We start from the raw sequence: 12646 nt of genomic DNA, 5'->3' as shown, positions 1-12646 counted from the left end.
GTTTCAAACGCTGCCCATGGATCTGTTTCGAAGTGACCCGATTGCCCAGCCGTTGGCCGCGCGCTTGCGTTCGACCAACCTGGATGAGTACGTCGGTCAGGAACACCTGCTCGCTCGGGGCAAGCCCTTGCGCGAAGCCCTGGAGCAGGGTGCGCTGCATTCGATGATTTTCTGGGGGCCGCCGGGCGTGGGCAAGACCACCCTGGCGCGGTTGCTGGCGAAGGTCTCGGATGCGCACTTTGAAACGGTCTCGGCGGTGCTCGCCGGGGTCAAGGAGATCCGCCAGGCGGTGGAAGTCGCCAAGCAGCAGGCCGGGCAATACGGTAAACGCACTATCCTGTTCGTCGACGAAGTGCATCGCTTCAACAAGTCGCAGCAGGATGCGTTCCTGCCTTATGTCGAGGACGGTACGCTGATCTTTATCGGCGCCACCACCGAAAACCCTTCCTTTGAATTGAACAACGCCTTGTTGTCACGGGCGCGGGTCTATGTGCTCAAGAGCCTGGATGAAGCGGCGATGCGAAAGCTGCTGCACCGTGCCTTGAGCGAAGACAAGGGGCTGGGCAAGCGCCAGCTGAGCCTCAGCGATGAAGGTTTCAAGATTTTGCTGACCGCCGCCGATGGCGACGGGCGCCGCTTTCTCAACCTGCTGGAGAATGCTTCCGACCTGGCCGAAGACGGCGGCGAGATTGGCGTTGACCTGTTGCAAAGCTTGCTCGGTGACACACGCCGGCGTTTCGACAAGGGCGGCGAAGCCTTCTACGACCAGATTTCCGCGCTGCACAAATCCGTACGCGGTTCCAACCCTGATGGCGCGCTGTATTGGTTTGCGCGCATGATCGATGGCGGTTGCGACCCGCTGTACCTGGCGCGTCGTGTGGTGCGCATGGCCAGCGAAGACATCGGCAATGCAGACCCGCGCGCCCTGAGCCTGTGCCTGGCCGCCTGGGAGGTGCAGGAGCGCCTCGGCAGCCCGGAAGGCGAGCTGGCGGTGGCCCAGGCCATCACTTACCTGGCCTGCGCGCCCAAAAGCAACGCGGTGTACATGGGCTTCAAGTCGGCCCTGCGTGCGGCCGCCGAGCATGGTTCCCTCGAAGTGCCGCTGCACCTGCGCAACGCGCCGACCAAGCTGATGAAGCAACTGGGGTATGGCGACGAATACCGTTATGCCCACGATGAGCCGGACGCCTACGCGGCCGGCGAAGACTACTTCCCCGATGAGCTGGAGCCGCAGCCGTTCTACCAGCCAGTGCCCCGTGGCCTGGAGCTGAAGATCGGCGAGAAGCTCAACCACCTGGCCACCCTTGACCGTCTGAGCCCCAGGCAGCGGAGAAAAACATGATTCCTTTAGTGGTCGCCGTCTCGGCGGGAGGTATCGCCGGTACACTGCTGCGCTTCGCCACCGGCAATTGGATCAACGCCAATTGGCCGAAACACTTCTATACGGCGACGCTCGCCGTTAATATCGTGGGCTGCCTGTTGATCGGCGTGTTATACGGCCTGTTTTTGTTACGCCCGGAAGTGCCTGTCGAGGTACGTGCCGGCCTGATGGTTGGCTTTCTTGGCGGCCTGACGACTTTTTCATCCTTTTCACTGGATACCGTGCGCCTGCTGGAAAGCGGGCAAGTGCCGCTGGCGATTGGCTATGCGGCCATCAGCGTATTCGGCGGGCTGCTCGCCACCTGGGCTGGCCTGTCCTTGACCAAACTTTGATAACGAGAGACCGACATGCTCGATTCCAAACTGTTACGTAGCAACCTTCAGGACGTAGCGGACCGCCTGGCATCCCGTGGCTTTGCCTTGGATGTTGCGCGCATCGAAGCGCTGGAAGAACAGCGCAAGACCGTCCAGACCCGCACCGAAGCACTGCAGGCTGAACGTAATGCGCGCTCCAAGTCCATCGGCCAGGCCAAGCAGCGCGGTGAAGACATCGCGCCGTTGATGGCGGATGTCGAGCGCATGGGCACTGAGCTGTCCGATGGCAAAATCGAGCTGGAAGGCATTCAGACCCAATTGGATTCGATCCTGCTGGGCATTCCGAACCTGCCCCACGAATCTGTGCCGGTCGGCGAAGATGAAGAAGGCAACGTCGAAGTGCGCCGCTGGGGCACGCCGAAAGCCTTCGATTTCGAGATCAAGGACCACGTCGCCCTGGGCGAATTGACCGGTGGCCTGGATTTTGAAACCGCGGCAAAAATGTCCGGCGCACGCTTTGCCTTGTTGCGCGGCCCGATTGCGCGCATGCACCGTGCACTGGCGCAGTTCATGATCAACCTGCACACCGGCGAGCACGGTTATGAAGAGGCCTACACCCCGTACCTGGTTCAGGCGCCGGCGTTGATGGGCACCAGCCAACTGCCGAAATTCGAAGAAGACCTGTTCAAGATCAGCCGCGACGGCGAAGCCGACCTGTACCTGATCCCGACCGCCGAAGTGTCGCTGACCAATATCGTCGCCGGCGAAATCCTCGACGCCAAGCAACTGCCGTTGAAGCTGGTTGCTCACAGCCCGTGCTTCCGTAGCGAAGCCGGCGCCTCGGGTCGCGACACCCGTGGCATGATCCGCCAGCATCAGTTCGACAAGGTTGAAATGGTCCAGGTAGTAGAGCCGTCGACCTCCATGGAAGCCCTGGAAGGCCTGACTGCCAACGCCGAGCGTGTGCTGCAGTTGCTGGAGCTGCCTTACCGCGTACTGGCCCTGTGCACGGGCGACATGGGCTTCAGCGCCGTGAAAACCTACGACCTGGAAGTGTGGGTGCCGAGCCAGGACAAATACCGCGAGATTTCGTCGTGCTCCAACTGCGGTGACTTCCAGGCCCGTCGCATGCAGGCGCGTTTCCGCAACCCGGAAACCGGCAAGCCGGAGCTGGTGCACACCCTCAACGGTTCGGGCCTGGCCGTAGGCCGTACCCTGGTGGCCGTGCTGGAAAACTACCAGCAGGCGGACGGTTCGATCCGTGTACCTGAGGTGCTCAAGCCTTACATGGCGGGCGTTGAGGTCATCCGCTAAATGGAATTTCTGCCGCTGTTTCATAACCTGCGCGGCAGCCGTGTGTTGGTCGTCGGTGGTGGGGAGATTGCCTTGCGCAAATCCCGGCTGCTGGCCGACGCCGGCGCGGTGTTGCGGGTGGTTGCTCCCCAGATCGAAAGCCAGCTGCGTGAGCTGGTGCTGGGCAGTGGCGGGGAATTGATGTTGCGCGGTTATCAGGAGGCCGACCTGGACGGTTGCACCCTGATTATCGCAGCCACCGACGATGAGCCACTGAATGCGCAAGTATCCAGTGATGCCAAGCGTCGCTGCGTGCCGGTCAATGTGGTGGACGCGCCAGCGTTGTGCAGCGTGATCTTCCCGGCAATTGTCGACCGTTCACCCTTGGTGATTGCCGTCTCCAGCGGCGGTGACGCGCCGGTACTGGCACGGCTGATCCGCGCCAAGCTGGAAACCTGGATTCCCTCGACCTACGGTCAATTGGCTGGGCTGGCCGCGCGTTTTCGGGCTCAGGTCAAAGGTTTGTACCCGGATGTGCAGCAACGCCGGGCGTTCTGGGAAGAAGTGTTCCAGGGCCCGATTGCCGACCGCCAGTTGGCCGGGCAGGGCGAGGAGGCCGAGCGCCTGTTGATCGAAAAGGTCAATGGCGCGCCGCCTTACGCGCCCGGTGAGGTGTACCTGGTGGGTGCGGGCCCAGGCGACCCGGATTTGCTGACCTTCCGCGCATTGCGCCTGATGCAGCAAGCCGACGTGGTGCTGTACGACCGTTTGGTTGCGCCGGCGATTTTGGAACTGTGCCGTCGTGATGCCGAGCGCGTGTACGTCGGCAAGCGTCGCGCCGATCACGCGGTGCCCCAGGACCAGATCAACCAGCAACTGGTAGACCTGGCCAAGCAAGGCAAGCGCGTGCTGCGCCTCAAGGGGGGGGACCCGTTCATCTTTGGTCGTGGTGGCGAAGAGATCGAAGAGTTGGCGGCCCACGGCATTCCGTTCCAGGTGGTGCCGGGTATTACGGCAGCCAGTGGTTGCGCGGCCTATGCCGGGATTCCGCTGACTCATCGCGACTATGCCCAATCTGTACGTTTTATTACCGGGCACTTGAAGAACGGTACCTCGGACTTGCCTTGGCAAGACCTGGTCGGCCCCTCACAGACCCTGGTGTTCTACATGGGCTTGATTGGCTTGCCGATCATTTGCGAGCAGTTGATCAAGCACGGACGCGCGTCGGACACTCCAGCGGCGCTGATCCAGCAGGGCACCACGTCCAACCAGCGCGTGTTCACCGGCACCCTGGCCGACCTGCCGCGCATGGTGGCGGAGCATGAAGTGCATGCGCCGACATTGGTGATCGTGGGTGAGGTGGTGGTACTGCGTGAGAAGCTCAAGTGGTTCGAGGGCGCTCAATCCCAAGTCTGAACCGGCTCTTGTGGCGAGGGAGCTTGCTCCCGTTGGAGTGCGAAGCGCTCCCATAATTTTGGGGCCGCTACGCAGCCCAGCGGGAGCAAGCTCCCTCGCCACAGGAGTTATCAGCCAAAGACACCTTTACCCGGCAACCGCGCCCGATCATGGCTGCTGTCAAACCCCTGCAACGGCCCCTTCGGCACAATCCCCGTCGGGTTGATCGTGCGATGGCTGGCATAGTAATGCCCCTTGATATGCCCGAAATCCACCGTCTCGGCCACGCCTGGCCACTGATACATCTCCCGCAGCCAGTTCGACAAATTCCCATAGTCGGCAATCCGCCGCAGGTTGCATTTGAAGTGGCTGTAGTACACCGCATCAAAACGAATCAGCGTGGTGAACAGCCGCACATCGGCTTCGGTCAGGTACTCGCCGGCCAGATAACGATGGCTGCCCAGGTGCTGTTCCAAATGATCCAGCTCGGCAAACACATCATCAAACGCACTTTCATACGCCTGTTGTGAGGTGGCGAAGCCTGCGCGGTACACGCCGTTGTTCACGGCGGGGTAGATGCGTTCGTTGAGGCTGTCGATGGTCGAATGCAGGGCTTGGGGGTAGAAATCCAGGGTATTGCCGGTCAGCGCATTGAACGCACTGTTGAACATGCGGATGATCTCCGCCGATTCATTGCTGACGATGCGCTTGAGCTTTTTGTCCCACAGCACCGGCACGGTCACGCGCCCGGTATAGTCGGCGGTATCGGCGGTGTAGCGTTGGTGCATGAAGTTGAAACCGTCCAGTTTGTCGCCGCTGGAGCCATGGGCCTTGTCGAAGGTCCAGCCGTTTTCCAGCATCAGCCAACTGACCACCGAGACGTCGATCAGGCTTTCCAGGCCCTTGAGCTTGCGCAGGATCAAGGTGCGGTGCGCCCACGGGCAGGCGAGGGATACATAGAGGTGATAGCGACCGGCCTCGGCCTTGAAGCCGCCTTCACCACTCGGGCCTGGCCCGCCATCGGCGGTCACCCAGTTGCGGCGTTGTGCCTGTTCCCGTTGGAAAGCGCCATCGGCGCTACTTTCGTACCACTGGTCTTTCCACTGTCCTTCGATCAATAAACCCATGACTGGCTCCTTGGCTGATAAGCGTTGGAGCCCAGTCTAAAGGGATTAGTTCGAACTAAAAGCGCAAAGAACCGGCGTGAATGATCGATTAAATCGATTTATCCCGTGCGTCCCAGTACTGCTGGGCCAACTCGAACGCCTGCTGCCGCGGGTGACCAAGGCCGCGCAGGGCCAACGCCATGGTGGCGATCAACGCCAGTTGCGGGTAGCTGTCCTCAACGTCGCCGCGCCACAGTGCTTTTAGGTGCTCGGGCTCAAGCGTTGCTGGCTTGACGTGGCGCTGGACGGAAAGGGCGGGCCACTCTTCGTCCCAGCTCTGGCCGTCGGTGGTGCCATACAGGTGACTGAGGGTGTCGGGGTTGATCTCGATCTCGCCGCCGTCGCCCTTGACCACAATCACGTTGTCACCCAGCAAGCCACTGGCATCACGATGCACGCCCTGGTAACCGGGGTGGAAAATGCTTTGCAGGCCACAGCGCGCATTCAGCGGGTTGAGCAGGCGCGCCAGCGAATGGATAGGCGAACGCAGGCCCAAGGTGTTGCGCAGATCGATCATGCGTTGCAGCTGTGGCGCCCAATCACCCAACGGGATAAATGCCAGGTTGCCGTGGGCAAAGGCGCTCTCGACCTGTTGCCAATCGCGGCACAGCGGGATCTGCAAGCCGTCCAGCAATTGCTCGGTGTACAAGCGCCCCGCAGTGTGGGCGCCGCCGCCGTGCATCAGGATGCGCACGCCGTTCTGTGCCAGGCATTTGGCTGCCAGCAGGAACCACGGCAGGTGGCGCTTTTTACCGGCATAGGTCGGCCAGTCGATATCGACGTTCAGCGCTGGCGCGTGCAGGCGCTCACGTACGGCTTCGGTGAAGCCCGCGAGTTCTTCCGGGCTTTCTTCCTTGTGGCGCAGCAGCATCAGGAAGGCGCCGAGCTGGGTGTCCTCGACCTTTTCGTCGAGCAGCATGCCCATGGCTTCCCGCGCTTCCTCGCGGGTGAGGTTGCGCGCGCCACGCTTGCCTTTGCCGAGGATGCGCACGAACTGCGCAAAGGGGTGCTCTTGGGGTGTTACGAGAGTCAGGGGGGCAAAGTCGGTCATAAGCAATTCGTCGGCCTGGGCAGGCCCGCCAGCTTGGCGGCGAGTTTGGCGGGAGTGCCGTTGAACAGTTTGTTGAGGTGCAGGCTGTTGCCCTTTTCCGGGCCCAGCTTCAAGGCGGTGTACTTGATCAGCGGGCGCGTGGCGGGGGACAGCTGGAACTCGGTGTAGAACTGGCGCAGCAGGGTGAGGATTTCCCAGTGTGCCGGGGTCAGTTCCAAGGCTTCGGCTGCGGCCAGGGCATTCGCCACTTCATCGGACCAGTCGTTGAGGTCGACGAGATAGCCGTCCTTATCCAGTTCCAGGGTGTGTGCGCCGACGGTCAAGGTGTTCATAGCCAGGTGTTGACCTTGTCGTAGTCGATCGACAGTTGCACGAAGCCTGGGTAATCGACGCTGTCAGCCCAGTCGGGCAGCGGCAGGTTGCGCGCCTGCATGTCTTCGGCCAGCACAAACACCTTTACGCCTTTGGTTTGCAGGGCGGGCGTGTGCAGGCCGTAGGCTCCGTCGCCGCACAGCAGGATTGCGTCCTCGGCGCCACAGATGCGCAGGCAGCTATCGAGGCGGCTGTCGGTAAACGGGGAATGAGACACCACATGTAGAGTCGACATCAGAGGGTAATCACCTGGTCGTAACGGTCAATCAGTTGGGAAATGGCTTGGCTGTCGAGCACCTGTGCGTTGGCGGGTGGCGGCAACCCGCGTGCGGAAAGACTATGGCTGCACGCGAACACGTCATCAATGCCGAACAGGCCCAGGGCCTGCAGGTTGGCACTCAGGTCTTTCTGTTGCACGGCCTTGGCCGCTTGGTTCGGCGCCAGTTGGAACACACCGTCATCCAGGAACAGCAGGCCAATGGGCAGATCGAACGCGCCGCCGGCCAGCACGATATCCAGTGCTTCGCGCGCACTTGGCCCGGACCACGGGGCCTGGCGGCTGATCACCAACAAGGATCTGGACATGTCACGGCCCTCCAAAACAGATCAGGCGGTCGGCGTCCTGGATCGCGTCATGCAATTGACCCAGGCCCGACAACGCCCAGGGTGCTTCCAGGTTGACCGCGCTGCGTTGGTAACGCGCAGCTTCCTCGGCATTAAGCACCCCGCGGCGCAGCGCGGCGGCGATGCACACCACGCCGTCGAGCTGGTGCTGGCTGACAAACTCGCGCCATTGGCGTGCAATATCTTGCTCATCCTGGGGGGCGACGATGTTATTGGAGGCGCTGTACACGCCGTCCTGGTAGAAAAACAGCCGCACGATCTCATGCCCGCCGGCCAGCGTCGCCTGTGCGAACAACAGGGCGCGGCGCGAGGAGGGCGCGTGGGCGGCGCTATACAGTGCAATCGCGAACTTCATGGAAGACTCTGCCAACAAACGTCGGCCAATGATAAAGCCGCCGCCGCGAAAAAGCCCGCCGTGATCAAAACGGTCACTGTGGTTGATCGTTCTGACGATTGCCGGCAGGCGCCCGGCTGCCTAGTCTGTGAGTATTCGCAACCCAACTGGAGTCCCCATGTCAGGTCCCTTGGCGTCCCTTAAAGTGCTGGATTTTTCCACCTTGCTGCCCGGCCCGTTTGCCTCCCTGATGCTGGCGGACATGGGCGCCGAGGTGCTGCGTATCGAATCGCCCACGCGGATGGACCTGTTGCGTGTGTTGCCGCCCCATGATCGTGGCACCTCGGCCAGCCACGCCTACCTCAATCGCAACAAGCGTAGCCTGGCCCTGGACCTCAAGCAGGCCGAGGCGCTGGAGATTGTGCGTGAGTTGATCAAGGGCCATGACATCCTGCTCGAGCAGTTCCGCCCCGGTGTCATGGCGCGCCTGGGCCTGGGCTATGAGGCGCTGAAGGCGATCAACCCGCGGCTGATCTATGTGTCGATCACCGGCTACGGCCAGACCGGCCCCTATAAGGACCGCGCCGGGCACGATATCAACTACCTGGCGTTGGCCGGCGTCGCCAGCCATACCGGGCGCCAGGACACCGGCCCGTTGCCCCTGGGCGTACAACTGGCGGATGTGGCGGGTGGTTCGCTGCACGCCGTGGTGGGCTTGCTGGCGGCGGTAATTGCCCGGCAGCAGAGCGGGGTGGGGCAATACCTGGATGTGAGCATGACCGATTGCTCGTTCAGCCTGAACGCCATGGCTGGGGCCGGTTACCTGGCTTGCGGGGTCGAGCCTGGGTGGGAGAACCATGTGCTCAATGGCGGGAGTTTCTATGACTATTACCGCACGCGCGATGGGCGCTGGATGTCGGTGGGCAGTCTGGAGCCGGGTTTTATGCAGCAGCTGTGCGCGGCCTTGGGGCGCCCGGAACTGGCGGCACACAGTGTGACGCCCGAACGGCAGGGCGTGCTCAAGCAGGCGTTGCAGGTGGAGTTCGAGAAGCGCAGTTTTGACCAGTTGTGTGAGTTGTTTGCCGGAGTGGATGCCTGTGTTGAGCCGGTGTTGAGTTTGAGCGAAGCGGTGGAGCATCCCCAGTTGAAGGCGCGGGAGCTGGTCAGCCAGGTGCCCCGGGGTGATGGCTCGACACAAGCGCAATTGGCCTGCCCGCTGAAATTCTCCGGGGGGTTGCCGGCGCCCAGGCATATTGGAGTGGCGGTGGGGGCGCACAGTGATGAGGTGCTGGCGGAGTTGGGGTTCGGTATTGAGCGGATAGAGCAATTGCGGCAGGCCAAGGTTGTAGGTTGACTGAGCCGACGCTTTCGCAGGCAAGCCAGCTCCCACATTTGGGATTGTGTTCACAGATCCAAATGTGGGAGCTGGCTTGCCTGCGAAGAGGCCCTCATTCCACCCGAGTTTCCCCGGTGAACACCAGCGTCTGCCGACACCGCCGACACAAATACCGCCGCCCCTGGTTCACCAGCCCATGGCGCTGCGGTGAAAACGGAAAATCACTGTCCGCACACGGGCAGCGGTAAATATAGCGAGTCACTTGCCGGCGCTTGACCTCGTAGGTATGGCAACGGTCGGGCGGCAGCTCGTAAACCCCGCGCATGATCAACTGCCACTCCTCGCCATGGGGCTGGATACGCTCGCCAAACAATTGGTGGGCAATCAGGTGCGCCACTTCGTGGGCCACGGTTTGCTTGAGAAAGTGTTGGCTGTTTTCACGGTACAACTGAGGATTGAAGCGCAGCAGGTTCTCGTGCAAATGCGCGACACCGGCTTTCTGGCCCCGCAGCTTGAGGCTGACCTGGGGGCGTTTGAAGCTTCGTTTGAAAAAGGATTCGGCTTGCAGGAAACAATCTTCGACGCGGGTATTGAGTTGCTCGGGCATGCTGTACATATCTCCAGAGACGCCCAGTATGCCGCAAAGCTGGGTGTTTCCGAATCTGTCAGGCGCCGAATGGTCATGCATAACGCACAAAGCCACCTTGCGGTGGCCTTGCCTGCGGGGTTTTTCGTTCAACTGGTGTAGATCGGCCCGACGCCCAGGCCCCAGACGATCACGGTAAAGGCCATGATCGCTACCAGCACCACCAGGCCGACGGCCAATACCGAGCTGGAAAACAGGAAGCCTTCATCCGGGTCGATACTCATGAAGGTTGGCAGCCCCACATACAGCAGATACACCGTGTAGCAGATCGCCGCCGTGCCCACGACCATGCCCAACCACATATGCGGGTAGAGCGCCGCCAGCCCGCCGATAAACAAGGGTGTGGCGGTGTAAGTGGCAAATGCCACGCAGCGGGCCATGCTTGGGCTGGCGTCGTAGGTGCGGGCCATCCAGTGAATGAACGCGCCCATCACCGCCACGCCGCACAGCATGGCCGCGTAGGACATGAGGGTCATCCACAGCGCGCTTTCCTGGGTCAGCATCACCGGGGCGCGGTTGCCGATGACCCAGCCGACCTGAGTGGTGCCAATAAAGGCGGAAATGGCGGGGATCGCCGCGAGAATCAGGGTATGAGTGAGGTACATGTGGCTGATGCTTTCTTCTTTATCGCCACGGATTTCCCGCCATTCCTGGTCGGGATGGGTAAACAGCCCCACGACGTGATGGATCATGCCAGTCACTCCTGTCGTTATTACCATCGCCCCCCATCGGAGCGCCCACGGGCCATATGGCCTGAAAGGTCTGGATAGATGTGCGACCTCAAGTCGCAGTATAGAAAGGGATGACCGGAATAACCGTAGGGCCTTTAGAGCAAATTGCGCTGTAAACAGGGGGGCTAATCGCGGTGTGGTCTGTCTGAGTTCATGGGATCCAGTGTGGGAGCTGGCTTGCCTGCGATGGCGGCCTGTCAGGAACAGAGATGTTGACTGGCACACCGCTATCGCAGGCAAGCCAGCTTCCACATTGGATCTGCGCCAGTCTTACCGGTAAAATGCTGCGCTTTTCGTCACACACCTTTGCGGATCCAAGCGCCATGGGCACTCTTACAGTCAACCAGAACAAACTGCAAAAACGCCTGCGTCGCCTGGCCGGTGAAGCGGTCGCCGATTTCAACATGATCGAGGATGGCGACAAGGTCATGGTCTGCCTCTCCGGCGGCAAAGACAGCTACACCATGCTCGACGTGTTGCTGCACCTGCAAAAGGTCGCGCCAATCAAGTTCGAGATCGTGGCGGTCAACATGGACCAGAAGCAACCCGGTTTCCCTGAGCATGTGCTGCCGGCCTATCTGAAAGAACTGGGCGTCGAGTATCACATCGTCGAGAAAGACACCTACTCGGTGGTCAAGGAATTGATCCCGGAAGGCAAGACCACCTGCTCGCTGTGCTCGCGCCTGCGCCGTGGCACGCTCTATACCTTTGCCGATGAGATCGGCGCGACCAAGATGGCCCTGGGTCATCACCGCGATGACATCGTCGAAACCTTCTTCCTCAATATGTTCTTCAACGGCTCGCTCAAGGCCATGCCGCCCAAGCTGCGCGCCGACGACGGACGCAACGTAGTGATCCGCCCGCTGGCGTATTGCAACGAGAAGGACATCCAGGCTTACTCCGATTTCAAGCAATTCCCGATCATCCCGTGCAACCTGTGCGGCTCCCAGGAAAACCTGCAGCGCCAGGTGGTCAAGGAGATGCTGGTGGACTGGGAGCGCAAGACCCCTGGGCGTACCGAAAGTATCTTCCGCAGCCTGCAAAACGTGATCCCGTCGCAATTGGCCGACCGCAACCTGTTCGACTTCACCAGCTTGAAAATCGATGAGACCGCCGCATCGCGTTTCGTCAATGTAGTGAACCTCTGAGTCTTCCCGAGGCTCTAGTACACGGCGCTTGCGGGCGCCGTTTTCAATTCGACTGACAGGAGAGGGCATGCGCGATTACAAGTGGCTGCACGAATATTGTCTGAACCGCTTCGGTTCGGCGGCCAAGCTGGAAGCTCATCTGCCGGTGCCCAAGACCCCGGCGCAATTGCGCAAGATAACGGATGACCGTTACCTGTCGACCTTGGCGCTGCGAGTGTTCCGCGCCGGTTTGAAGCACAGCGTGGTCGATGCCAAATGGCCGGCGTTCGAGCAGGTGTTCTTTGGCTTCGACCCGGAAAAAGTCGTGCTGATGGGTGCCGAACACCTGGAACGGCTGATGCAGGACACCCGCATCATCCGCCACCTGGGCAAGCTCAAGAGTGTGCCGCGCAACGCGCAGATGATCCTGGATATCGAGCAGGAGAAAGGCAGCTTCGGCGCGTTTATCGCTGATTGGCCGGTGACCGATATCGTCGGGCTCTGGAAGTACCTGAGCAAGCACGGCCACCAGTTGGGCGGCCTGTCGGCGCCTCGCTTCCTGCGCATGGTCGGCAAGGACACCTTTGTACCGAGCGATGACGTGGTGGCAGCGTTGAATGCGCAGAAGATCGTCGACAAGGCGCCGACCAGCCTGCGCGATTTGGCGACAGTACAGGGTGCCTTCAACCAGTGGCATGCCGAGAGTGGGCGGCCGATGTGTCAGCTGTCGATGATGTTGGCCTATACCGTCAACCATTGATACTGATCGTTCCCACGCTCCGCGTGGGAATGCTGCCCAGGACGCTCTGCGTCCCGGGCCTAGTGCAAGGGTGACGCGGAGCGTCACAGGATGCATTCCCACGCGGAGCGTGGGAA

The 12646-nt window shown here is 61.2% G+C and carries 15 protein-coding genes; 7 read left to right on the top strand and 8 right to left on the bottom strand.

All coding sequences use genetic code 11. The features are described from left to right. Positions 1–16 precede the first annotated feature (16 nt). From BT204_RS06475 to cysG, 4 genes are read left to right on the top strand one after another with little or no spacing between them, the layout of a single operon-like run. Positions 17–1342: a replication-associated recombination protein A gene (locus BT204_RS06475; protein WP_034127878.1), complete on the top strand. Its 1326-nt coding sequence runs from the start codon at positions 17–19 to the stop codon at positions 1340–1342. After that, positions 1339–1713: a fluoride efflux transporter CrcB gene (gene crcB / locus BT204_RS06470; RefSeq protein ID WP_003192080.1), complete on the top strand. Its 375-nt coding sequence runs from the start codon at positions 1339–1341 to the stop codon at positions 1711–1713. The genes BT204_RS06475 and crcB overlap by 4 nt, the downstream gene beginning before the upstream one ends. A gap of 15 nt (positions 1714–1728) precedes the next feature. Next, positions 1729–3009 carry a serine--tRNA ligase gene (serS, locus tag BT204_RS06465; protein WP_034127876.1) on the top strand — a complete coding sequence of 427 codons (1281 nt, stop codon included), beginning with the start codon at positions 1729–1731 and terminating at the stop codon, positions 3007–3009. Further along, positions 3010–4404, top strand: coding sequence for a siroheme synthase CysG (gene cysG, locus BT204_RS06460; RefSeq protein ID WP_054898296.1), 1395 nt, complete (start codon positions 3010–3012; stop codon positions 4402–4404). It abuts the gene before it with no gap. A gap of 110 nt (positions 4405–4514) precedes the next feature. On the opposite strand, the gene BT204_RS06455 is transcribed toward cysG, so the two are convergent. The 6 genes from BT204_RS06455 to tusD form a co-directional block, all read right to left on the bottom strand. Then, positions 4515–5510 (bottom strand): glutathione S-transferase family protein, encoded by a 996-nt coding sequence (locus BT204_RS06455; RefSeq protein WP_072446036.1) that lies wholly within the window; start codon positions 5508–5510, stop codon positions 4515–4517. Between the two features lie 88 nt (positions 5511–5598). Further along, positions 5599–6600 (bottom strand): glycosyl transferase family protein, encoded by a 1002-nt coding sequence (locus tag BT204_RS06450; protein WP_057974904.1) that lies wholly within the window; start codon positions 6598–6600, stop codon positions 5599–5601. Then, entirely contained in the window at positions 6597–6932 is a 336-nt protein-coding gene (locus BT204_RS06445; protein ID WP_034127872.1) for a TusE/DsrC/DsvC family sulfur relay protein, read from the bottom strand. The genes BT204_RS06450 and BT204_RS06445 overlap by 4 nt, the downstream gene beginning before the upstream one ends. After that, positions 6929–7207 (bottom strand): sulfurtransferase complex subunit TusB, encoded by a 279-nt coding sequence (gene tusB / locus BT204_RS06440; RefSeq protein ID WP_054898293.1) that lies wholly within the window; start codon positions 7205–7207, stop codon positions 6929–6931. Before tusB ends, BT204_RS06445 begins: the two co-directional genes overlap by 4 nt. Further along, entirely contained in the window at positions 7207–7557 is a 351-nt protein-coding gene (gene tusC, locus BT204_RS06435) for a sulfurtransferase complex subunit TusC (RefSeq protein WP_034127870.1), read from the bottom strand. The genes tusB and tusC overlap by 1 nt, the downstream gene beginning before the upstream one ends. A gap of 1 nt (position 7558) precedes the next feature. Further along, the gene (gene tusD / locus BT204_RS06430) at positions 7559–7951 is read right to left on the bottom strand and encodes a sulfurtransferase complex subunit TusD (RefSeq protein ID WP_072446034.1); all 393 of its coding nucleotides are present in this window, start codon (positions 7949–7951) and stop codon (positions 7559–7561) included. A 157-nt stretch (positions 7952–8108) separates the two neighbouring features. Between tusD and BT204_RS06425 the strand changes: the two genes are divergently transcribed. After that, entirely contained in the window at positions 8109–9284 is a 1176-nt protein-coding gene (locus BT204_RS06425; RefSeq protein WP_057974903.1) for a CaiB/BaiF CoA transferase family protein, read from the top strand. Between the two features lie 94 nt (positions 9285–9378). Here the strand turns inward: BT204_RS06425 and BT204_RS06420 are convergent, their stop codons facing one another. Both BT204_RS06420 and BT204_RS06415 read right to left on the bottom strand, forming a co-directional pair. Next, positions 9379–9873, bottom strand: a complete 495-nt coding sequence (locus BT204_RS06420; RefSeq protein WP_003192067.1) for a SprT family zinc-dependent metalloprotease — start codon at positions 9871–9873, stop codon at positions 9379–9381. A 128-nt stretch (positions 9874–10001) separates the two neighbouring features. After that, the gene (locus BT204_RS06415; RefSeq protein ID WP_014718889.1) at positions 10002–10604 is read right to left on the bottom strand and encodes a Yip1 family protein; all 603 of its coding nucleotides are present in this window, start codon (positions 10602–10604) and stop codon (positions 10002–10004) included. 362 nt (positions 10605–10966) lie between these two features. Between BT204_RS06415 and ttcA the strand changes: the two genes are divergently transcribed. Together ttcA and BT204_RS06405 are read left to right on the top strand one after the other, a co-directional pair. Beyond that, entirely contained in the window at positions 10967–11791 is an 825-nt protein-coding gene (gene ttcA, locus BT204_RS06410; RefSeq protein ID WP_014718888.1) for a tRNA 2-thiocytidine(32) synthetase TtcA, read from the top strand. A gap of 67 nt (positions 11792–11858) precedes the next feature. Continuing rightward, a complete protein-coding gene (locus BT204_RS06405) occupies positions 11859–12530 on the top strand; it encodes a DNA-3-methyladenine glycosylase I (protein ID WP_034127867.1) in 672 nt (223 codons plus the stop codon). The last annotated feature ends 116 nt before the right edge of the window (positions 12531–12646 follow it).

The sequence above is a fragment of the Pseudomonas sp. NFPP02 genome (assembly GCF_900119355.1).
GTDB lineage: Bacteria > Pseudomonadota > Gammaproteobacteria > Pseudomonadales > Pseudomonadaceae > Aquipseudomonas > Aquipseudomonas paracarnis.
This window is presented reverse-complemented; position numbering and strand designations above follow the sequence as displayed.